The sequence below is a fragment of the Pluralibacter gergoviae ATCC 33028 = NBRC 105706 genome (genome assembly GCF_001598855.1).
Taxonomy (GTDB): Bacteria; Pseudomonadota; Gammaproteobacteria; order Enterobacterales; family Enterobacteriaceae; genus Pluralibacter; species Pluralibacter gergoviae.
On sequence record NZ_BCZS01000002.1, the window covers coordinates 1 to 19,917 of the forward strand.

Here is a 19,917-nt window from a genome sequence, read left to right on the forward strand (position 1 = left end):
TCGATTCCAGACGCGGCCACCGTCGCGCCCGTGGTTACTCAGCATCATGGGAGAAGTACCGTGCTCAGTATCTGAAACGTCACCCCCTGTGTGTCGAGTGCCAGAAGCTGGGCCTCTACGTTCCTGCAAAGGTTGTCGATCACATCATCCCTATCGACGGCGGCGATGATGTTCTGTTCTGGCCTGAGTGGAATCACCAGCCGTTATGCCAGTCCCACCACAACCAGAAGACCACGCAACAAGACCCCGGCACCAAAGCGAAGCGCAAAGCAGGGCTGTACCGGGAGCAGGAAGAACGCGCGGCCCATCGCAATGACTGGATGTATGAGGCCAGCAATGAATGAGAAAGACGTGGTGAATCTGTACCGATCATTGATGCGCTGCCGTGATGGTTTCATGCAGGGCCGAGACAGACGCACTGAGCGCCAGCCAGTGAAGCGCGTGAGTGAGCGTGACCGGGAGCTGCGGGAATGCTTCCGCAACCGCTGACAGGCCGCATGGACGGGGTGGGGGAGGTTTTCAGGACAAAACTCAAGGTGCCAGGCACCGCCCCCCTCCTCATATTTTTACGCACGGCATTTTTTTTGAAAATAAAACGAACAGGAAAACAGTAAGTTATGGCAAGACCACCAAAACCGCCCGCTTACCTTGATGAAATTGCGGCGCAGCAGTGGAAAGCAAAAGCGAAGCAGTTGGCGGAGCGCGGTGATCTGACGCCTGCCGACTGGAATCACCTGGAGCTTTTTTGCGTCAACTATTCGATGTACCGCAAATCAGTGGAAGACCTTGCCACGCGGGGATTCAGTATTGTGAACAGCCAGGGCGGCGAGAGCAGAAACCCGGCGCTGAGTGCAAAGGCTGACGCTGAAAAAATCATGATTAAAATGTCGTCGCTGCTGGGATTTGATCCGGTAAGCCGCCGCCGTAATCCGGTAGAAACGGAAGAGGAGGACGAGCTTGACCGTCTGGGATGATTACGCAAATGCGATAAAAACGGGTGAAATTCCGGCCTGTAAGCGCGTAAAACAGGCCGTGGAAAGGTACTTTTCAGACCTGAATGACCCCCGTTATGAGTTCGATACGGCGACCGTAGAGCGGTTTATCGCGTTCTCCCGGCTCTGCCCGCACGTCAAGGGCCCGCTACGGGGTCAGTCAATCGAGCTGGAGCCGTGGCAGCAGTTCGCCTTTGCTAATCTGCTGGGCTTTAAAGTCAGGGAATCAGGCCGCCGGAAGTACAGCAGTGCCTTTATCGAGGTGCCGCGAAAGAACGCCAAATCTACCGTGGCCGCCATGCTGGCTAACTGGTTTCTGGTAATGGAGAAGGGCCAGCAGGATATTTACACGGCGGCGGTGAGTCGGGATCAGGCCAGAATCGTGTTCGACGATGCCCGCCAGATGTGCCTGCTGTCAAAACCGCTGAAGAAGCGTGTCAATATTCAGGCGCACAAGGTCATTTACCCAAAGAGCAACAGCCTGTTAAAGCCGCTGGCGGCGAAGGCGGCCACCATCGAAGGGACTAATCCCAGCCTGGCGATTGTCGATGAGTACCACCTCCACCCAGATAACGGCGTTTACTCCGCCCTTGAGCTGGGTATGGGCGCACGACCTGAAGCGATTTTGTTCGCCATCACTACCGCCGGGAGTAACGTTGTCTCTGCCTGTAAGCAGCATTATGACTACTGCTGCCAGATTCTATCCGGGGAGGATGTTAACGATTCGCTGTTCGTTCTCATCTATGAGCTGGACGATGAAAGCGAGGTTGATCAGCCGGAGGCTTGGATAAAGGCTAACCCTAATCTGAATGTTTCCGTTGACGCGGCGAAACTGGAATCCACTATCCAGAAAGCGCGGGGCATACCATCGCAGTGGGTGGAAATGCTGACCAAGCGTTTCAATATCTGGTGCCAGGGCTCCACGCCGTGGATGGGTGCCGGGGCATGGGATGCCTGCAAGGATGAATACACCGAAGAAGAACTGGCCGGAATGGAGTGCTACGCCGGGTTTGACCTGTCATCAACCAGCGATATTACCAGCGTGAGCTACGCTTTCCCGTTCGACAGAGAAATTCGCCTGCTGACCCGCCACTATCTACCGGAAGCGCAGCTGCTTAACGTCGCCAACAAAAACCGCGCCATCTACCGCCAGTGGGTGAAAGCGGGCTGGATACGCACCACACCCGGCGACTGTATCGACTATGACCGCATTCGTGACGATATCCTGCGCGATGCTGAAACCTTCAATATCCGGCTGGTGGGCTTCGATACGTGGAACGCCACGCATCTGCGTACCCAGCTGCAGGGGGCAGGACTTGATGTTGAGCCGTTCCCGCAAACCTATCTCAAGTTCAGTCCGGTAGCGAAGTCCTTTGAGGTGTTCGTTAACCGCAAGGTGGTGCGCCACCGCGGCGATCCTGTTCTGTCCTGGGCAGTAGGTAACGTGGTGATGGAGTCTGACGCCAACGCAAACATCAAGCCCAACAAGAAGAAATCCTCAAACAAGATAGACCCGGCGGTATCTGCGCTGATGGCGTTCGGAACCTTCCAGGCTGAGCACGAGGATTTTGCATTTGATATGAGCGACAGCCATAAGCAGCGACTTGCCGACTTCATCGGGATTTAAATATGCTCAAGCAGAAGAAAATTGAGGCAGTGATCGACGAAATGTCTCGCCAGTTGGGACATGAGCTTAACGGGCAGGATAGATTGCTAATTCGCATTAAAACAGCTTCGGTGCTGGCAGCTAAACAGCGACATCGCCAGCGCATGGAGGCCCCATCCTATCAGTGGAAGAAACCCGAGCGGCGCAGACGTTAATACTGATTTCATGGAGGTGCTGTAGATCATGAGTGGACTTGAGTGCATTCCTTTGGCTGCTTATTGCCTGATGACAGGCGAAACAGCGGAAAAAATTAAAAACAGGGTAAAGTCCGGGATATGGCGACAGGGTACTCACGTTATAAAAATACCCGGCGAGAAGGATTCATGGATTGATTTAACGGAGGTTAACCAGTGGGTTAGAACTCACGCCATACCCTTAACAGATGAAGAGTTGGGGATAAACTGGAAAGCCTTAGATGAACCGTCTCCAGTTGGTAAAGGGAAAAGGAAGCGCTGAAACCTCTGCCATAAAGTGAGAGCGGAGCCATCTGTAAAGCACCTTTGTTCTGGTGCTTTTTTCTTTGTTCACGGCACGATGTATAAACATCTGTATAAACAATATTAAAAAAGGCGCTTCCCCATGCCGGTTAGCGCCTTTTTATCAACAACATAACTGACTAGTATCAGTTCATGCCGTATTTTTTCAGTTTCTTACGCAGGGTGCCACGGTTGATACCCATCATCAGGGCAGCGCGGGTCTGGTTACCGCGGGTGTATTGCATCACCATGTCCAACAGGGGCTGTTCTACTTCAGCCAGTACCAGCTCATAGAGGTCATTCACATCCTGACCATTCAGTTGAGCAAAATAGTTCTTCAGTGCCTGTTTTACCGAGTCACGCAGAGGTTTTTGAGTTACCTGGTCCTGAGAGTTAACGGTAGAAACGGTCAGTACGTCAGAATTTACGCGTTGTTCGAACATAGTTCTGTCAGCTCTTTATTTCTGTTTACGCAAAATTTTCGAAGTATGCCTCCAACGCCTCCAGCTGTTCGCTGGCATCCTCAATGGCGTTGAATGTGCGCCGAAACTGGTCATCTGGTGCATGTTCCTGGAGATACCAGGAGACGTGCTTGCGCGCGATTCGATACCCCTTTGCCTGACCGTAAAAATCATGCAACTCACGAACGTGCGCGCAAAGTAAGCGCTTCACCTCTGCCAGCGGCAGCGGCGGAAGCAGCTCCCCAGTGTCCAGATAATGCTGGATTTCCCGAAAGATCCAGGGTCTTCCCTGAGCTGCGCGGCCTATCATCAGGGCATCAGCCCCCGTATAGTCGAGCACAGCTCTGGCTTTAAGCGGGTCAGTAATGTCACCATTCGCGATAATCGGAATGGAAACTGTCTGCTTAACTGCCCGAATGCTGTCGTATTCAGCGTCTCCGTTAAACAAGCAGGCGCGGGTGCGTCCGTGAATAGTCAGAGCCTGGATGCCACAGTCTTCAGCCAGTTTGGCAATCTCTACACAGTTACGGTGTTCCGGCGCCCAGCCCGTGCGAATCTTGAGAGTAACAGGAACGTCCACTGCGTTAACGACCCCGATAAGGATCGACTTCACCAGATCCGGGTACTGCAAGAGGGCTGAGCCTGCAAGCTTGCGATTCACCTTTTTTGCCGGGCAGCCCATATTGATATCAATAATCTGGGCACCGCTTTCGACGTTAATACGCGCGGCTGCCGCCATCTCTTCGGGGTCGCTTCCGGCTATCTGCACCGTGCGAATTCCCGGCTCATCAACGTGCACCATCCGCAAACGGGACTTGTCGCTCTCCCAGACCTGCGGGTTGGAGGACATCATCTCGGAAACGGTTAAACCGGCTCCCATCTCATAGCACAGTGTCCGAAATGGCCTGTCGGTGATGCCGGCCATGGGCGCTGCGATCAGGCGATTTCTGAGCTGGTGGTGTCCGATGCGCATGAGTTAAGAAATGACCATACTGTGACTGCAAGGCGGCGTATATTACGCATTTTTTACGCGATATGAAAGGCCAAACTTTGAGCAATCCTCTGTTGTAGATCAATGAATCGCCTGTCCCGACAGACTCGCTATTTTTATTTTATTTAAAATCATATGGTTGAGTAAATTCGCAGAATTTATCTACAGATACAATTTTGAGTAACTTCTCGTTTTTTCTGGCAACTGCTGAAGCAGAAAAGGGATTAAACGGCGATTTTTTCAGCATTTTATGCCGCATATTGCGAGCTGGGTCTCATTTTGGCCCGGCCGCCTGATGCAGGCGCTGAGGGTCCGGATTGCTCATTTTATGACCCTCAGCACGTTTATCTTAGCGGCGAGTACCGGTGATGCGGCACCACTCCTCTTTCTCAACCACCGGATCGAGGTCAAAAAGCGCGGCGTAGGCTTCGCAGACGCTATCGGCCTGACTCGCCAGAATCCCGGAGAGGCCCAGCAGGCCGCCCTCTACCGGCAGGACGCTAATCAGCGGCGCCAGCTCGCGCAGGGGACCGGCGAGGATATTGGCGACCACAACGTCGGCTTTCATCGCGTCAGGCTGGTCCTGGGGCAGATAGAGCGACAGGCGGTCGGATACGCCGTTGCGCTCGGCGTTATCGCGGCTGGCCTGGATCGCCTGCGGATCGATGTCGATCCCGATAGCGTGGGCCGCGCCAAGCTTGAGGGCGGCGATCGCCAGAATGCCCGAGCCGCAGCCGAAGTCGATCACTGTCTTGCCCGCCAGATCGAGGCCGTCGAGCCACTGCAGGCACAGGGAGGTGGTGGGGTGGGTGCCGGTACCGAAGGCCAGGCCAGGATCGAGCATCACGTTAACCGCGTTCTCATCCGGCACGTCGCGCCAGCTCGGGCAGATCCACAGACGATCGCCGAAACGCATCGGGTGGAAGTTATCCATCCACTCGCGCTCCCAGTCTTTATCCTCAAGCTGCTCTATCTTATGGGCAAAGCCGCTGCCCAGCAGGGGATGCTGTTCGAGGATGGCCACGACCTCGTTCATGTCGGTTTCGGCATCGAACAGGCCGATAACGTCGGTATCGCCCCACAGGCGCGTTTCGCCCGGCAGCGGCTCAAAGACCGGCGTATCGTGCGTGTCCTGGAAGGTAATGGAGACGGCGCCTGCTTCCATCAGGGCATCGCTCAGCGTCTCGGCGTTGGCGCCGGAGGCGTTCAGTTTCAGTTGGATCCACGGCATGGCAAAACTCTTTTAATGATTAACGGTGATATTCGGAGCCTCCGCCACCGGGCGACCAAAGCGGTTGCCGATGACAAAGGCCAGTAAACTTAACAGCAGCGACGGCACGATCGGATGAAAGCCCAGGTACTGGATTTTCAGCGTCGCCAGTACGGCGTACAGCACGCCGCCGACGATCATCGCGCTCAGCGCCCCGGCGGCGTTGGCGCGCTCCCAGTAGAGCCCCAGCACCAGCGGCCACAGAAACACGGCCTCAAGGCCGCCGAAGGCCAGCAGATTGAGCCAGATTATCATCTCCGGCGGCCGCCAGGCGGCGAGCAGCAGCAGCGCCCCCAGCAGCAGCGTGATAACAGTGGACATCCGCTTCAGCCGCGTTTCGTTGTGCAGCTGTTCAGGGCGCAGATCCAGATACAGGTCTTTAATGAGGGTAGCGGAACTCTGCAGCAGCTGCGCATTGATGGTGGACATAATCGCGGCCATCGGCGCGGCGAGAAAGATCCCGGCGGCGAACGGCGGCAGCACTTTCACCATCAGGGTCGGGATCACCAGGTCCGGTACGGTGAGGTCGGGGATAACCGCCCGGCCAAGCGCCCCCGCCAGATGCATGCCCAGCATCAGCAGGGCGACCACGATAGTGCCAATAATAATGCCGCGATGCACGGCTTTGCTGTCCTTGTAGGAGATGCAGCGCACGGCAGTATGGGGCAGGCCAATCACCCCGAAGCAAACCAGTATCCAGAAAGAGGTCATAAAGGTTGGAGAGAGAATATCATCGGCCCCCTGCGCTGCAACAAGCTTTGGATCTATCTGCGCCAGCGTCTGCACCGCGTGGCCCAGCCCGCCGGCGGCGTGAATGACGCCTGCCAGCAGCACCAGAGTACCGACCAGCATCACCAGCCCCTGCAGGGCATCGTTAAGCACGCTGGCGCGGAAGCCGCCGAAAGCGGTATACAGAGCGATGGTGATGCCGAAGAGCAGCAGGCCGGTTTCATAGGGGATCCCGGCGGCGGTCTCCAGCAGGCGCGCGCCGCCGATAAACTGCACGGCCATCGCGCCGATAAAAGCGATGAGCAGGCTCAGGCTCGCCAGCCAGACCAGCGCCCGGCTGCGGTAGCGGGCCAGCAGCATATCGTTGAGCGTGACCGCATTATAGCGCCTGGCCAGAATGGCAAATTTCTTGCCCAGCACCCCGAGCGATAGCCAGACAGCGGGCAGCTGGATCATCGCCAGCAGCACCCAGCCAAGCCCATATTTGTACGCCGCGCCCGGACCGCCAATAAAAGAGCTGGCGCTGATGTAGGTGGCGGTCAGAGTCATCGCCAGCACGAAACCGCCCATGGAGCGGCCGCCGAGAAAGTATTCATTAAGGAAGCCGCCGCTCGCGCGCTTGCGCATCGCATACAGCGACAGGCCGAACACCAGCAGCAGATAGGCAATGAGCGGCAGGATCACGTCAGACTGCATCATCATCCTCCAGCGACATATCCCGGAACACGAAGCGCACCATCGCCCAGCAGAGCAGAATAAACAGCAGCGGCGTCAGCAGGCAGGCCATTTCAAACCAGTGCGGCAGGCCGGTGAATCCCTGCAGTGAATTGGGGATGTAAGCACTCGCCAACCAGGCGGCAAGATAGAGCAAAGTAAGCCATAACGCCCAGCGGGCTTCTTTGTGGGCCTGGATAAAACGTTTGTCCATAAGGGTCCCGGGGGTAAAAGGAAATCGGGGGATTGTACTAGCAGAAAGGCAAAAAAGAAAAAGGCCGGAAAATCCGGCCTTGTTGCACGCTGCGGGATTACTTCTCCTGCAGACCGAGCTTTTTCTCCAGGTAGTGGATATTGGTGCCACCCTGCTGGAAGTTTTCGTCGGTCATAATACGCATCTGCAGATCGACGTTGGTCTTGATGCCGTCGATGATAAGTTCCTGCAGGGCAATCTTCATGCGCGAGATAGCCACGTCGCGGTTTTCACCGTAGCAGATGAGCTTGCCGATCATCGAGTCATAGTACGGCGGTACGGTGTAGCCGGCGTAGATATGAGATTCCCAGCGCACGCCAAAACCGCCCGGCGCGTGGAAGCGGGTGATTTTACCCGGGCTCGGCAGGAAGGTGTTCGGATCTTCGGCATTGATACGGCACTCGACCGCATGACCGCGCACCTGCACTTCTTCCTGCTTGATGGACAGCGGCTGACCGGCAGCAATGCGCAGCTGCTCTTTGATCAGGTCAACGCCGGTGATCATCTCGGTAACCGGATGCTCAACCTGGATACGGGTGTTCATCTCAATGAAGTAGAACTCGCCGTTTTCGAACAGGAACTCGAAGGTACCCGCGCCGCGATAGCCGATGTCCACGCAGGCTTTCGCGCAGCGTTCGCCGATGAAGCGGCGCAGCTCCGGGGTAATGCCCGGCGCCGGCGCTTCTTCAACGACCTTCTGGTGGCGGCGCTGCATGGAGCAGTCGCGCTCTGCCAGATAGATAGCGTTACCCTGACCGTCGGCCAGCACCTGGATCTCGATATGGCGAGGATTCTCCAGGTATTTCTCCATGTAGACCATGTCATTGTTGAAGGCGGCTTTCGCCTCCGCTTTGGTCATGGAGATGGACTGCGCCAGCTCGGCGTCGCTGCGCACCACGCGCATACCGCGACCGCCGCCGCCGCCGGAGGCTTTGATAATCACCGGATAGCCGATACGCTTGGCGTGGGCGCGGTTCTTATCCATGTCGTCGCCCAGCGGGCCGTCAGAGCCCGGTACGGTCGGCACGCCCGCTTTTTTCATCGCAGTGATCGCGGACACTTTATCGCCCATCAGGCGAATGGTGTCGGCTTTCGGACCGATGAAGATAAAGCCGGACTGCTCAACCTGCTCGGCGAAGTTGGCGTTCTCGGACAGGAAGCCGTAGCCGGGGTGAATGGCGACGGCGCCGGTGATCTCAGCGGCGCTGATGATTGCCGGGATGTTCAGATAGCTTTTTACGGACGGAGCCGGGCCAATACAGACCGTCTCATCCGCCATCAGGACGTGCTTCAGGTCGCGATCCGCGGTGGAGTGCACGGCAACGGTCTTAATGCCGAGCTCTTTGCAGGCACGAAGAATACGCAATGCGATCTCGCCGCGGTTGGCGATAACAATTTTATCCAGCATGTTCGCCTCGTTATTCGATGACGACCAGCGGCTCGTCAAATTCTACCGGCTGACCGCTTTCTACCAGGATTGCCTTCACGGTACCTGATTTGTCAGCTTCGATCTGGTTCATCATTTTCATCGCTTCGACGATGCACAGGGTATCGCCCGCGTTCACTTTCTGGCCTACTTCGATGAAGGCTTTCGCGTCCGGGCTCGGAGTGCGGTAGAACGTACCAACCATTGGGGAGCGTACGATGTGGCCACTGAATTCTGCTTTTGCCGGCGCTTCCGGTGCAGCGGCTGCCGGTGCAGGCGCGGCCTGTGGGGCTGCCATTGGGGCGGCGTAAGCCTGCTGCATTACCGGGAAGCCCGCATTCGCCGCGGTGCGGCTGATGCGTACAGACTCTTCACCTTCAGAAATTTCCAGTTCGGAGATACCTGATTCTTCAACCAGCTCGATCAGTTTTTTAATCTTACGAATATCCATGAGTGGGTTCCGTACTCTTTGTTTAGTGTGATTGTGACAGGCGTTTTACCGCTGTCTGTAAAGCGTATGTATAACCATCGGCGCCTAAGCCACAGATGACGCCGGCAGCAATATCAGAGAGATATGAATGGTGGCGGAACGGCTCGCGGGCGTGCACGTTGCTCAGATGTATCTCGATGAACGGGATACTCACCGCCAGCAGGGCATCACGGATCGCTACGCTTGTGTGCGTGAACGCGGCCGGATTGATCAGGATATAGTCAATGCTGTCTTTAGCCTGATGAATACGGTCAATGATGGCGTGCTCGGCATTCGACTGCAGATGCTCCAGGGACGCATTCAGAGCGCTGGCCTCGGCGGTTAAACCGTTAACAATTTCGGCTAACGTCAGGGTGCCATACTTCTCTGGCTCACGGGTGCCGAGCATGTTCAGGTTCGGGCCGTTCAAAAGCAAAATGCGAAACTTACTGGTCATTGTGCTGCTATCTCCTGCAACTCTCAGGCGAAAAACAAAATATACCTTCGATACGCGATTGTCATCTTTTCAGTGGTTAAAAAAGCACTGTCCGGAAAACCAAAGTCGCACATTATAACGATTTCGTTGCATTTGGCAGCTAAATACTGGTCTTATCAGGGAAGATTATCAACTCAAAAATGAAAAAGCCCTCTGAAGAGGGCGAGTTCTGCGGCTAACAGCACATTATCGGCAATTATCGCCACCACTGGCGGAACTTCTTCCAGCGGCAGCCTAGCAATATAATCGCGGCCGCGGCGTACAGCAGCGGCTGGGGTGACACTATCTTCACTGACCACAGATAGTGGATCGGCGCGAGGATAGCGACCAGATAGACGAAATTATGCAGCTTTTGCCAGCGCGGGCCCAGCTTTCGCTGCGCGCGCTGAAAAGAGGTCGCCGCCAGCGCCAGCAGAATAACCCAGCAGATGAGTCCCAGCGTCAGATAGGGGCGAGTGACCACCTCCTGACCCAGCAGTCCCAAATTGTGAATGCCCAGCTCAAGCAGCGCGTAGCTGATGAGGTGCAGCGTGGCCCAGGCAAAGCACCACAGCCCCAGCATTCGCCGGGTGCGTATTAATAAAGGCTGCTTAGCGTAGCGCGCCAGCGGGGCGACCAGCAAGGTGGCGAGCAGAAGTTTCAGAGCCATCCTACCGGTAAAATGCTGGATATCCTTCGCCGGATCGGCGCTGAAATAGCCCTGATGCCCGGCCCAGAACAGCCAAACCAGCGGTAAGAAAGCGGCAAGATGCAGCCCGGCCTTGAGCCAGGTTATCTGCTTCACGGTCAGGCGCACTCAGAAATTCTCCCGCAGATTAAGGCCCCGGTATAAGGAGGCGACCTCGTCGGCGTAGCCGTTAAACAGCAGCGTCGGCTGGCGCTTAACGTCCAGCACCCCGCCGGCGCCGATAAAGCGCTCGCTGGCCTGCGACCAGCGGGGATGATCGACGTGCGGATTGACGTTGGCGTAAAACCCGTACTCATCGGGCGCCGCGAGGTTCCACGTGGTCGGCGGCCGCTCGCGGGTGAGGGTGATGCTGACGATGGACTTGATGCCCTTAAAGCCGTATTTCCACGGTACCGTCAGGCGCACCGGCGCGCCGTTCTGCGGCGGCAGCGCCTTGCCGTAGACGCCGACGGTCAGCAGCGTCAGCGGATGCATCGCCTCATCGAGGCGCAGTCCCTCGACGTAGGGATACTTCAGCCCGCCGCCGATAAAGCGATCCTTTTGTCCCGGCATGATCTCGGGAGCGTAGAGCGTTTCGAAGGCCACGTATTTGGCATTGCCAGTCGGATCGGCCTGCGCCAGCAGTTTGTGCAGCGGAAAGCCGATCCACGGCACCACCATTGACCACGCCTCGACGCAGCGCATGCGGTAGATGCGCTCCTCAAGCCCGAAGCGTTTCGTCAGATCGTCATGATCGAGGGTCAGCGGTTTATTGACTTCGCCGCCGATTTTCAGCGTCCAGGGATCGGTTTTCAGGCTACCGGCGTTGGCAGCCGGGTCGGCCTTATCCAGACCAAACTCATAGAAGTTGTTGTAGCCGGTGACTTTATCTTCCGGCGTCTTCGCCAGGGCGGGCTGCCACTGCGGCGGACGGGAAAAGTCGAGCGGCTTGCCGGAGGGCGCCGGCGGGCGGTCGTTGCCCTTGAACCAGTCAAGCAGGTCGGCCTGCGGTGCGGTTGAGAATCCGGCTGCGCCGATGCCGAGCAGCTTCAGCACCTGGCGGCGCCTGAGCATGAAGGCCGACTCGGCCGTTACGTCGGCTTCGGTTAATTTTTTCGGGAGCATAGCCACCTCCGTGATGGTTTTTGTTAATCATGACGGAGGCGGCGGGTTATCGCGAATATGTCACGAAAATTTGAAGGTTAAGCGATTTTCACCAGCGTGCGGCCCTGCACGTCATTATTAATGATCCGCTGGGCAAATTCCGGCGCCTGCGCGAGACTTATCTCGGTGGCGGCCTGCTGGTAGAAATCGGCAGGCAGCAGCTCGGCCAGGCGTCGCCACGCTTCCGCCCGGCGCGCCGGCGGGGTCATTACCGAGTCAACGCCCTGCAGGCGGACGTTGCGCAAAATAAACGGCATCACGGTGGTCGGCAGCGCAAAGCCGCCGGCCAGACCGCAGGCCGCTACGCAGCCGCCGTAGTTCATCTGCGCCAGCACTTTCGCCAGCACCTTATCGCCCACGGTATCGACGGCGCCGGCCCACAGCTGTTTCTCCAGCGGGCGGGTTTCGGCAAATTCGCTGCGGCTGAGAATCCGGCTGGCGCCGAGGCTGCGCAGGTAGTCGTGGGTGCTCTCGCGCCCGGACACGGCTACGACCTGATAGCCCAGCGCGTGCAGCAGCGCGACCGCCGTACTGCCGACGCCGCCGCTGGCGCCGGTGACCACTACCTCGCCATCGTGCGGGCGGATCCCCGCATCCGCCAGCGCCATCACGCACAGCATGGCGGTAAAGCCCGCGGTGCCTAAAATCATCGCCTGACGGCCATCAAGTCCCGTCGGCTGAGGCACCAGCCAGTCGCCTTTTACCCGCGCACGCTGCGCCAGGCCGCCCCAGTGATTTTCACCGACGCCCCAGCCGGTGAGGATCACCTGCTGCCCGGCGTGGAAACGCGGATCTTCACTGCTGTGCACGGTGCCGGCGAAATCAATCCCCGGCACCATCGGGAAGTTGCGAATGATTTTGCCTTTCCCGGTGATGGCGAGAGCATCCTTATAGTTGAGGCTTGACCAGGCGATATCGACCGTGACGTCGCCCTGCGGCAGCTGGCTATCCTCAATGTTGCGTACGGATGCGAGAGTCTTCTCATCCTGCTGCTCTAAGATTAACGCCTGCATAATCCCTCCTCGGGGCTCAGTGATTGGAAAAAATTTTCTGAAGACTATACTCGTTTACTTAAGTGTGGCACCGATTTGACGCAATAAATTGCCAGATGCGTTTACTCTGGTAGTATGCAGGGGCCATGCTGGAACGCGAGTTGGTGCTCACTGACTCGATCAGGCGAAAGCGGGTGTCCGGTCAGTCGGGCTGTTTTTGACTTACGGAGTTAATACAAGGATGCGATTAACGACGAAATTTTCCGCTTTTGTGACGCTGCTCATCGGCCTGACTATCTTTGTCACGCTTATCGGCTGTTCACTCAGTTTCTATAACGGCATTCAGCAAAAGATCGACTCCCGCGTGCGCGCCGTGGCGACCATTATCGACTCCCGTCTCATTACAACGCCCTTCAGGCAGCTCGATCAGCAGCTGGATGAGATCATGGTTCCCGTTGATATTGTGCGTATTCAGTGCGTCATCGACGGTAAAATCATCTTCAGCCACGCGCGCAACAGCAGCTATCAGCCGATGGGCAGCAGCTATCGCTTTCGCGAACTCAGCGTGCCGTCGATGCGCAACCCCGGCATGACCATTCAACTGCGCTATCTCGATCCGGTGGTTAACGACTTCGACTCCCTGCTGACAACCGCGCCGCTGACCTTTGCTATCGCCTTTATGGTGCTGACTATCTTCTTTGCCGTGCGCTGGTTGCGCAATCAGCTCTCCGGGCAGGAGCTGCTGGAGCGGCGCTCGACGCGCATTCTCAACGGCGAGCGGGGCAATCAGGTGCGCGGGTCGGTGCATGAATGGCCGGCGCTTGCCAGCAGTGCCCTCGACGCGCTGCTGGCGGAAATTCAGTTTGCCGGCGAGCAGCGCAGCCGCATGGATACCCTGATCCGCTCCTATGCCGCTCAGGATAATAAAACCGGGCTCAGTAACCGGCTGTTCTTTGATAATCAGCTGGCGACCCAGCTTGAAGACCCCGACAAAGTCGGTTCTTACGGCATCGTGATGCTGATCCGCGTGCCGGAATTTGACCTGCTGCGCGACAACTGGGGGCGCGCCGCCGCGGAAGAGCATTTCCACACCTTCATTAATATGCTCTCCACTTTTATGATGCGCTATCCCGGCGCGCTGCTGGCGCGCTATCACCGCAGCGACTTTGCGGTGCTGCTGCCGCACCGCACGCTGAAAGAGGCGGACAGCATTGCCGGGCTGCTGCTGAAGGCGGTCAACACCCTGCCGCCGACCAAAATTCTCGACCGCGACGACATCATGCATATCGGTATCTGCAGCTGGCGCAGCGGGCAAACCACCACCCAGGTGATGGATCACGCTGAGGCGGCGGTGCGCAACGCGGTGCTGCAGGGCAGCAACAGCTGGGCGGTGTATGACGACACCCTGCCGGAGAAGGGCAGGGGCAACGTGCGCTGGCGCACGCTGATTGAAGAGATGCTTACCCGCGGCGGTCCGCGCTTTTATCAAAAACCGGCCCTGCAGTACGATGGCCGCGTGCACCACCGGGAACTGATGTGCCGCATGTACGACGGTAAAGAAGAGGTGGCGGCCGCCGAGTACATGCCGATGGTTATCGAGTTTGGCCGCGCCGAAGAGTATGACCGCCTGCAGATCACCCGCCTGCTGCCTTTCCTGTCGTTCTGGCCGGAAGAAAACCTCGCCATGCAGGTAACCGTCGCCTCGCTTATTCGCCCCCGTTTCCAGCGCTGGCTGCGGGATACGCTGATGCAGTGTGAAAAATCGCAGAGAAAGCGGATTATTTTTGAACTTGCAGAGGCGGATGTTTGTCAACATATCAGCCGGTTACAGCCCGTGGTGCGTTTGATCACGGCATTAGGCGCCAGAGTGGTGGTTATTCAGGCCGGATTGACCCTCGTGGGCACCAGCTGGATCAAGGAGCTGTCGGTTGAAGTGATTAAGCTCCATCAGAGCCTGGTGCGTAATATAGAGAAGCGTAGCGAGAATCAGCTGCTGGTGCAGAGCCTGGTTGAAGCCTGCAAAGGAACATCCACCCAGGTTTATGCCACCGGCATCTGCAGCCGCAGCGAGTGGCAGGTACTAAGAGAGTGCGGCGTATTAGGCGGTCAGGGGGTATTTTTTGCGCCTGTTCAGCCGCTTGATACCAGCGTGAAAAAATATTCGCAAAGATACTCTGTTTAGTCTGCCGTTTAGCGTGATTTCACGTAGAATAACGCGCGCTATTGCTTCGGTGGTCCGCGCGGGCGACCTGCCGAAATGTTTCAGGAAAAGCCAGTGTTCGTCCTTTAAGTCAGCTGCAATGTCGGCGAGGAGTGCTGCGGCTCTGACGGCGTCAGACCGAAATTGTAACAAAGGAAACGAACTGCACTAATTTTCACCGTTGCAGATGATTTTTGCGCCTTGTCGCTGCTGCGTGTGGTTGGTAAAGTAAGCGGATTTTGTGTTCCGCCCCAGCTTTCAGGATTATCCCTTAGTATGTTGAAAAAATTTCGTGGCATGTTTTCCAATGACCTGTCCATTGACCTGGGTACTGCGAATACCCTGATTTACGTAAAAGGACAAGGCATCGTACTGAATGAGCCGTCCGTGGTGGCCATTCGTCAGGATCGTGCTGGTTCCCCGAAAAGCGTCGCGGCCGTCGGTCATGAAGCGAAGCAGATGCTCGGTCGTACGCCCGGCAATATCGCGGCGATCCGCCCGATGAAAGACGGCGTGATCGCCGACTTCTTCGTCACCGAGAAGATGCTTCAGCACTTCATCAAGCAGGTTCACAGCAACAGCTTCATGCGCCCGAGTCCGCGCGTGCTGGTGTGCGTGCCGGTGGGTGCCACGCAGGTTGAGCGTCGCGCCATTCGCGAATCTGCACAGGGCGCTGGCGCCCGTGAAGTATTCCTCATCGAAGAGCCGATGGCAGCAGCAATTGGTGCGGGTTTGCCGGTTTCTGAAGCAACCGGTTCCATGGTGGTCGATATCGGCGGCGGTACGACAGAAGTGGCCGTTATCTCCCTCAACGGCGTGGTTTACTCCTCTTCCGTGCGCATCGGCGGCGACCGCTTCGACGAAGCCATCATTAATTATGTGCGCCGCAACTACGGCTCGCTGATCGGTGAAGCCACCGCCGAGCGCATCAAGCATGAGATCGGCTCTGCCTATCCGGGCGACGAAGTGCGCGAAATCGAAGTTCGCGGTCGTAACCTGGCCGAGGGCGTGCCGCGCGGCTTTACCCTCAACTCCAACGAAATCCTGGAAGCGCTGCAGGAACCGCTGACCGGTATCGTGAGCGCGGTAATGGTGGCCCTTGAGCAGTGCCCGCCAGAGCTGGCGTCCGATATCTCCGAGCGCGGTATGGTGCTGACCGGTGGTGGTGCGCTGCTGCGTAACCTCGACCGCCTGTTAATGGAAGAGACAGGAATTCCTGTCGTAGTTGCAGAAGATCCACTGACCTGTGTTGCCCGCGGCGGCGGCAAGGCGCTGGAAATGATCGACATGCACGGCGGCGACTTGTTTAGCGAAGAGTAGTCAGCCAGAAGTCCGGGGCAGCCTCCGCTGCTCCGTTGATTTCACTGACGCGAGAGTACGCATAGCCTATGAAGCCCATTTTTAGCCGTGGCCCATCGCTGCAGATTCGCCTGATTCTGGCGGTGCTGGTCGCGCTTGGCGTGATTATTGCCGACAGCCGCCTCGGTACGTTCAGCCAGATCCGAACGTACATGGACACAGCCGTAAGCCCTTTCTACTTTATCTCCAATGGTCCCCGGGAACTTCTTGACGGTATCTCACAAACCCTGGCGACCCGCGATCAGCTTGAGCTGGAAAACCGCGCCCTGCGTCAGGAACTGCTGCTGAAAAACAGCGACCTGCTGATGCTGGGTCAGTACAAGCAGGAAAACGCCCGCCTGCGCGAGCTGCTGGGTTCGCCGCTGCGTCAGGACGAGCAGAAGATGGTTACCCAGGTTATCTCCACCGTGAACGACCCTTACAGTGACCAAGTGGTCATTGATAAAGGCAGCGTCAACGGCGTCTACGAAGGCCAGCCGGTCATCAGCGATAAGGGCGTGGTGGGCCAGGTCGTTGCGGTGGCCAAGCTGACCAGCCGCGTGCTGCTGATCTGCGACGCGACCCACGCGCTGCCGATCCAGGTGCTGCGCAACGACATCCGGGTGATTGCCGCCGGTAACGGCTGCACCGACGATCTGCAGCTGGAGCATCTGCCCGCCAATACCGATATCCGCGTTGGCGACGTGCTGGTGACCTCCGGCCTCGGCGGCCGCTTCCCGGAAGGTTATCCGGTGGGCGTAGTCTCCTCGGTTAAGCTGGATACCCAGCGCGCCTATACGGTGATTCAGGCGCGGCCGACCGCCGGCCTTCAGCGCCTGCGCTACCTGCTGCTGCTGTGGGGCGCCGATCGTAACGGCGTAAACCCGATGACGCCGGAAGAGGTGCACCGCGTAGCCAACGAGCGCCTGATGCAGATGATGCCGCAGGTGCTGCCTGCGCCGGATGCGATGGGCCCGCCGGCGCCGATGCCTGCGCCCGCGACCGGCATGGCCGGTAGCGCACCGCAAACTTCCTCGTCTGCGCCTGCGGGAGGACAATAGTGGCCAGCTATCGTAGCCAGGGACGCTGGGTTATCTGGCTATCGTTTCTGGTGGCCCTGCTGCTGCAGGTTATGCCCTGGCCGGATGACCTGATCGTCTACCGGCCTAACTGGGTGCTGCTGATCCTGCTGTACTGGATCCTCGCGCTGCCGCATCGCGTGAATGTCGGCACGGGTTTCGTGATGGGTGCCATACTTGATCTCATCAGCGGTTCAACGCTCGGCGTACGCGCGCTGTCGCTCAGCATCATCGCCTATCTGGTGGCGCTCAAATATCAGCTGTTCCGCAACCTGGCGCTCTGGCAGCAGGCGCTGGTGGTGATGCTGCTATCCCTGTCGGTCGATATCGTGGTGTTCTGGGCGGAGTTTCTGGTCATCGACGTTGCGTTCAAGCCGGAGGTCTTCTGGAGCAGCGTCGTCAACGGCGTGCTCTGGCCGTGGCTGTTTTTGCTGATGCGCAAAATTCGCCAGCAGTTCGCTGTACAATAAAAGGTTTCTATACAATGCTTTATCTCGCTTCCGGCTCCCCCCGTCGTCAGGAGCTGCTGACGCAGCTGGGCGTGCGTTTCGAGCGCATCGTGCCCGGCATTGAAGAGCAGCGTCGCCCGCAGGAGCCGGCGTCGCAGTATGTCTCGCGCCTGGCGCGGGACAAGGCGCAGGCCGGGGTTGCGATGGCAGAGCGCGATCTGCCGGTGCTTGGCGCAGACACGATTGTCGTGCTTAATGGTCAGGTACTTGAGAAGCCGCGCGATGAAGCAGAGGCGGCCGCCATGCTGCGCCAGCTCTCCGGTCAGACGCATCAGGTGATGACGGCGGTGGCGCTGGCCGACCGCGCGCAGATCCTTGATTGTCTGGTGATGACAGACGTCACCTTCAGGGTATTATCAGACGAGGATATCGCGGGCTACGTCGCCTGCGGTGAGCCGATGGACAAGGCTGGAGCATACGGTATTCAGGGGCTTGGCGGCTGTTTCGTCAGAAAAATAAACGGCAGCTATCACGCTGTCGTCGGCCTGCCGCTGGTGGAGACCTGGGAGCTGCTCAGTAACTTTAACGCATTGCGTGAGAAAAGGGATAAACATGACGGCTGAATTATTAGTAAACGTAACACCTTCCGAGACGCGGGTGGCGTACATTGACGGCGGCATTTTGCAGGAGATCCACATCGAGCGCGAAGCGCGGCGTGGCATCGTAGGCAATATCTACAAGGGTCGGGTCAGTCGCGTACTTCCGGGTATGCAGGCGGCATTTGTAGATATTGGTCTGGATAAGGCGGCGTTTCTTCACGCCTCCGATATCATGCCGCACACCGAGTGCGTGGCCGGGGACGAGCAGAAGCAGTTTACCGTGCGCGATATCTCTGAGCTGGTCCGCCAGGGTCAGGATCTGATGGTGCAGGTGGTTAAAGATCCGCTCGGCACCAAGGGCGCGCGGCTGACCACCGATATTACGCTGCCGTCCCGCTATCTGGTGTTTATGCCGGGCGCTTCCCACGTGGGCGTTTCGCAGCGCATTGAAAGCGAGGCCGAGCGCGAGCGCCTCAAGCGGGTGGTTACCGACTACTGCGACGAGCAGGGCGGCTTTATTATCCGTACCGCCGCCGAGGGCGTGTGCGAAGACGACTTAGCCTCCGATGCCGCCTACCTCAAGCGGGTGTGGACCAAAGTGATGGAGCGTAAAAAACGCCCGCAGACCCGCTACAAGATGTACGGTGAGCTGGCGCTGGCCCAGCGCGTGCTGCGCGATTTTGCCGACGCGCAGCTCGATCGCATCCGCGTCGATTCGCGCCTGACCTTCGAGTCGCTGATGGAGTTTACCGCCGAGTATATGCCGGAGATGACCAGCAAGCTGGAGCACTACAGCGGCCGCCAGCCCATCTTTGACCTCTTCGACGTCGAAAATGAAATCCAGCGCGCGCTGGAGCGCAAGGTGGAGCTGAAGTCCGGCGGCTACCTGGTTATCGATCAGACCGAAGCGATGACCACCGTCGATATCAATACCGGCGCGTTCGTCGGCCACCGCAACCTCGACGACACCATTTTCAATACCAATATCGAAGCCACCCAGGCGATTGCCCGCCAGCTTCGCCTGCGCAACCTGGGCGGCATTATCATTATCGACTTTATCGATATGAATAACGATGACCACCGCCGCCGCGTGCTGCATTCGCTGGAGCAGGCCCTGAGTAAAGACCGGGTCAAAACCAGCATCAACGGCTTTTCTCAGCTGGGGCTGGTCGAGATGACCCGCAAGCGCACCCGGGAAAGCCTGGAGCACGTGCTGTGCAACGAATGCCCGACCTGCCAGGGGCGCGGGCGCGTGAAGACGGTGGAGACCGTGTGCTATGAAATCATGCGCGAGGTGGTGCGCGTCCACCACGCCTACGACTCCGACCGCTTCCTGGTGTACGCCTCCGCTGCCGTCGCCGAAGCGCTGAAGGGCGAGGAGTCCCACGCCCTGGCAGAGGTGGAGATCTTTGTCGGTAAGCAGGTCAAGGTGCAAACAGAGCCGCTCTATAATCAGGAGCAGTTCGACGTGGTCATGATGTAATCC

The 19,917-nt window shown here is 57.9% G+C and carries 23 protein-coding genes; 12 read left to right on the forward strand and 11 right to left on the reverse strand.

Annotation, left to right across the window (positions count from 1 at the left end; genetic code table 11):
- The 6 genes from ENGE1_RS02435 to ENGE1_RS27870 form a co-directional block, all read left to right on the forward strand.
- A partial coding sequence (locus tag ENGE1_RS02435; protein ID WP_064360539.1) for an HNH endonuclease signature motif containing protein occupies positions 1 to 344 on the forward strand: 344 nt, incomplete at its 5' end.
- Positions 337 to 489, forward strand: coding sequence for a hypothetical protein (locus ENGE1_RS28780; RefSeq protein ID WP_162268877.1), 153 nt, complete (start codon positions 337 to 339; stop codon positions 487 to 489). The genes ENGE1_RS02435 and ENGE1_RS28780, both read left to right, overlap by 8 nt.
- A gap of 128 nt (positions 490 to 617) precedes the next feature.
- Complete coding sequence (locus ENGE1_RS02445) at positions 618 to 974, forward strand: phage terminase small subunit P27 family (protein WP_048253838.1); 357 nt, start codon at positions 618 to 620, stop codon at positions 972 to 974.
- Positions 958 to 2,619: a terminase large subunit gene (locus tag ENGE1_RS02450; protein WP_048253837.1), complete on the forward strand. Its 1,662-nt coding sequence runs from the start codon at positions 958 to 960 to the stop codon at positions 2,617 to 2,619. The genes ENGE1_RS02445 and ENGE1_RS02450 overlap by 17 nt, the downstream gene beginning before the upstream one ends.
- 2 nt (positions 2,620 to 2,621) lie before the next feature.
- Positions 2,622 to 2,813, forward strand: a complete 192-nt coding sequence (locus ENGE1_RS02455; protein WP_048253836.1) for a hypothetical protein — start codon at positions 2,622 to 2,624, stop codon at positions 2,811 to 2,813.
- Between the two features lie 28 nt (positions 2,814 to 2,841).
- Complete coding sequence (locus ENGE1_RS27870; RefSeq protein ID WP_174543323.1) at positions 2,842 to 3,114, forward strand: excisionase; 273 nt, start codon at positions 2,842 to 2,844, stop codon at positions 3,112 to 3,114.
- A 166-nt stretch (positions 3,115 to 3,280) separates the two neighbouring features.
- Here ENGE1_RS27870 and fis read toward each other — a convergent pair whose 3' ends face one another.
- The 11 genes from fis to acuI form a co-directional block, all read right to left on the reverse strand.
- Complete coding sequence (fis, locus tag ENGE1_RS02460) at positions 3,281 to 3,577, reverse strand: DNA-binding transcriptional regulator Fis (protein WP_000462905.1); 297 nt, start codon at positions 3,575 to 3,577, stop codon at positions 3,281 to 3,283.
- A gap of 25 nt (positions 3,578 to 3,602) precedes the next feature.
- Positions 3,603 to 4,568, reverse strand: coding sequence for a tRNA dihydrouridine synthase DusB (gene dusB / locus ENGE1_RS02465; RefSeq protein ID WP_043080939.1), 966 nt, complete (start codon positions 4,566 to 4,568; stop codon positions 3,603 to 3,605).
- Positions 4,569 to 4,935: 367 nt separating this feature from the next.
- Positions 4,936 to 5,817 (reverse strand): 50S ribosomal protein L11 methyltransferase, encoded by an 882-nt coding sequence (gene prmA / locus ENGE1_RS02470; RefSeq protein WP_043080937.1) that lies wholly within the window; start codon positions 5,815 to 5,817, stop codon positions 4,936 to 4,938.
- A gap of 12 nt (positions 5,818 to 5,829) precedes the next feature.
- Positions 5,830 to 7,281 carry a sodium/pantothenate symporter gene (gene panF / locus ENGE1_RS02475; protein WP_048253835.1) on the reverse strand — a complete coding sequence of 484 codons (1,452 nt, stop codon included), beginning with the start codon at positions 7,279 to 7,281 and terminating at the stop codon, positions 5,830 to 5,832.
- Positions 7,271 to 7,513 carry a YhdT family protein gene (locus ENGE1_RS02480; RefSeq protein ID WP_043080935.1) on the reverse strand — a complete coding sequence of 81 codons (243 nt, stop codon included), beginning with the start codon at positions 7,511 to 7,513 and terminating at the stop codon, positions 7,271 to 7,273. The genes panF and ENGE1_RS02480 overlap by 11 nt, the downstream gene beginning before the upstream one ends.
- Before the next feature lie 97 nt (positions 7,514 to 7,610).
- The gene (accC, locus tag ENGE1_RS02485; RefSeq protein WP_043080933.1) at positions 7,611 to 8,960 is read right to left on the reverse strand and encodes an acetyl-CoA carboxylase biotin carboxylase subunit; all 1,350 of its coding nucleotides are present in this window, start codon (positions 8,958 to 8,960) and stop codon (positions 7,611 to 7,613) included.
- A gap of 10 nt (positions 8,961 to 8,970) precedes the next feature.
- On the reverse strand, positions 8,971 to 9,429 hold the full coding sequence (gene accB / locus ENGE1_RS02490) for an acetyl-CoA carboxylase biotin carboxyl carrier protein (RefSeq protein WP_043080932.1): 459 nt from the start codon (positions 9,427 to 9,429) through the stop codon (positions 8,971 to 8,973).
- Between the two features lie 22 nt (positions 9,430 to 9,451).
- Positions 9,452 to 9,904: a type II 3-dehydroquinate dehydratase gene (gene aroQ, locus ENGE1_RS02495; protein WP_043080930.1), complete on the reverse strand. Its 453-nt coding sequence runs from the start codon at positions 9,902 to 9,904 to the stop codon at positions 9,452 to 9,454.
- 235 nt (positions 9,905 to 10,139) lie between these two features.
- The gene (msrQ, locus tag ENGE1_RS02500; RefSeq protein ID WP_048253834.1) at positions 10,140 to 10,739 is read right to left on the reverse strand and encodes a protein-methionine-sulfoxide reductase heme-binding subunit MsrQ; all 600 of its coding nucleotides are present in this window, start codon (positions 10,737 to 10,739) and stop codon (positions 10,140 to 10,142) included.
- Complete coding sequence (gene msrP / locus ENGE1_RS02505; RefSeq protein WP_043080928.1) at positions 10,740 to 11,735, reverse strand: protein-methionine-sulfoxide reductase catalytic subunit MsrP; 996 nt, start codon at positions 11,733 to 11,735, stop codon at positions 10,740 to 10,742. It lies immediately after the preceding gene.
- 77 nt (positions 11,736 to 11,812) lie between these two features.
- Positions 11,813 to 12,787, reverse strand: a complete 975-nt coding sequence (acuI, locus tag ENGE1_RS02510) for an acrylyl-CoA reductase (NADPH) (protein WP_048253833.1) — start codon at positions 12,785 to 12,787, stop codon at positions 11,813 to 11,815.
- Positions 12,788 to 13,007: 220 nt separating this feature from the next.
- Here acuI and csrD point away from each other — a divergent pair, with 220 nt between their 5' ends.
- The 6 genes from csrD (at position 13,008) to rng (ending at position 19,914) form a co-directional block, all read left to right on the forward strand.
- Positions 13,008 to 14,948 carry an RNase E specificity factor CsrD gene (gene csrD / locus ENGE1_RS02515; RefSeq protein WP_048253832.1) on the forward strand — a complete coding sequence of 647 codons (1,941 nt, stop codon included), beginning with the start codon at positions 13,008 to 13,010 and terminating at the stop codon, positions 14,946 to 14,948.
- A gap of 294 nt (positions 14,949 to 15,242) precedes the next feature.
- Positions 15,243 to 16,286, forward strand: a complete 1,044-nt coding sequence (gene mreB / locus ENGE1_RS02520; RefSeq protein WP_006818047.1) for a rod shape-determining protein MreB — start codon at positions 15,243 to 15,245, stop codon at positions 16,284 to 16,286.
- Between the two features lie 68 nt (positions 16,287 to 16,354).
- The gene (mreC, locus tag ENGE1_RS02525; RefSeq protein WP_048253831.1) at positions 16,355 to 17,365 is read left to right on the forward strand and encodes a rod shape-determining protein MreC; all 1,011 of its coding nucleotides are present in this window, start codon (positions 16,355 to 16,357) and stop codon (positions 17,363 to 17,365) included.
- Positions 17,365 to 17,853 (forward strand): rod shape-determining protein MreD, encoded by a 489-nt coding sequence (mreD, locus tag ENGE1_RS02530; protein WP_043080924.1) that lies wholly within the window; start codon positions 17,365 to 17,367, stop codon positions 17,851 to 17,853. The genes mreC and mreD overlap by 1 nt, the downstream gene beginning before the upstream one ends.
- 14 nt (positions 17,854 to 17,867) lie before the next feature.
- Positions 17,868 to 18,455 carry a Maf family protein gene (locus tag ENGE1_RS02535; protein ID WP_045288751.1) on the forward strand — a complete coding sequence of 196 codons (588 nt, stop codon included), beginning with the start codon at positions 17,868 to 17,870 and terminating at the stop codon, positions 18,453 to 18,455.
- Positions 18,445 to 19,914 (forward strand): ribonuclease G, encoded by a 1,470-nt coding sequence (gene rng, locus ENGE1_RS02540; protein ID WP_043080921.1) that lies wholly within the window; start codon positions 18,445 to 18,447, stop codon positions 19,912 to 19,914. Before ENGE1_RS02535 ends, rng begins: the two co-directional genes overlap by 11 nt.
- Positions 19,915 to 19,917: the final 3 nt, after the last annotated feature.

Bases quoted from the DNA above. Each gene is read 5' to 3' on its own strand.
- ENGE1_RS02455 (WP_048253836.1), top strand. From the start codon at position 2,622: ATGCTCAAGCAGAAGAAAATTGAGGCAGTGATCGACGAAATGTCTCGC.
- panF (WP_048253835.1), bottom strand. From the start codon at position 7,281: ATGCAGTCTGACGTGATCCTGCCGCTCATTGCCTATCTGCTGCTGGTG.
- ENGE1_RS02535 (WP_045288751.1), top strand. From the start codon at position 17,868: ATGCTTTATCTCGCTTCCGGCTCCCCCCGTCGTCAGGAGCTGCTGACG.
- ENGE1_RS28780 (WP_162268877.1), top strand. From the start codon at position 337: ATGAATGAGAAAGACGTGGTGAATCTGTACCGATCATTGATGCGCTGC.
- prmA (WP_043080937.1), bottom strand. From the start codon at position 5,817: ATGCCGTGGATCCAACTGAAACTGAACGCCTCCGGCGCCAACGCCGAG.
- mreC (WP_048253831.1), top strand. From the start codon at position 16,355: ATGAAGCCCATTTTTAGCCGTGGCCCATCGCTGCAGATTCGCCTGATT.
- csrD (WP_048253832.1), top strand. From the start codon at position 13,008: ATGCGATTAACGACGAAATTTTCCGCTTTTGTGACGCTGCTCATCGGC.
- ENGE1_RS02445 (WP_048253838.1), top strand. From the start codon at position 618: ATGGCAAGACCACCAAAACCGCCCGCTTACCTTGATGAAATTGCGGCG.
- rng (WP_043080921.1), top strand. From the start codon at position 18,445: ATGACGGCTGAATTATTAGTAAACGTAACACCTTCCGAGACGCGGGTG.
- acuI (WP_048253833.1), bottom strand. From the start codon at position 12,787: ATGCAGGCGTTAATCTTAGAGCAGCAGGATGAGAAGACTCTCGCATCC.
- dusB (WP_043080939.1), bottom strand. From the start codon at position 4,568: ATGCGCATCGGACACCACCAGCTCAGAAATCGCCTGATCGCAGCGCCC.
- ENGE1_RS02480 (WP_043080935.1), bottom strand. From the start codon at position 7,513: ATGGACAAACGTTTTATCCAGGCCCACAAAGAAGCCCGCTGGGCGTTA.
- fis (WP_000462905.1), bottom strand. From the start codon at position 3,577: ATGTTCGAACAACGCGTAAATTCTGACGTACTGACCGTTTCTACCGTT.
- ENGE1_RS27870 (WP_174543323.1), top strand. From the start codon at position 2,842: ATGAGTGGACTTGAGTGCATTCCTTTGGCTGCTTATTGCCTGATGACA.
- accB (WP_043080932.1), bottom strand. From the start codon at position 9,429: ATGGATATTCGTAAGATTAAAAAACTGATCGAGCTGGTTGAAGAATCA.
- mreB (WP_006818047.1), top strand. From the start codon at position 15,243: ATGTTGAAAAAATTTCGTGGCATGTTTTCCAATGACCTGTCCATTGAC.
- msrP (WP_043080928.1), bottom strand. From the start codon at position 11,735: ATGCTCCCGAAAAAATTAACCGAAGCCGACGTAACGGCCGAGTCGGCC.
- aroQ (WP_043080930.1), bottom strand. From the start codon at position 9,904: ATGACCAGTAAGTTTCGCATTTTGCTTTTGAACGGCCCGAACCTGAAC.
- accC (WP_043080933.1), bottom strand. From the start codon at position 8,960: ATGCTGGATAAAATTGTTATCGCCAACCGCGGCGAGATCGCATTGCGT.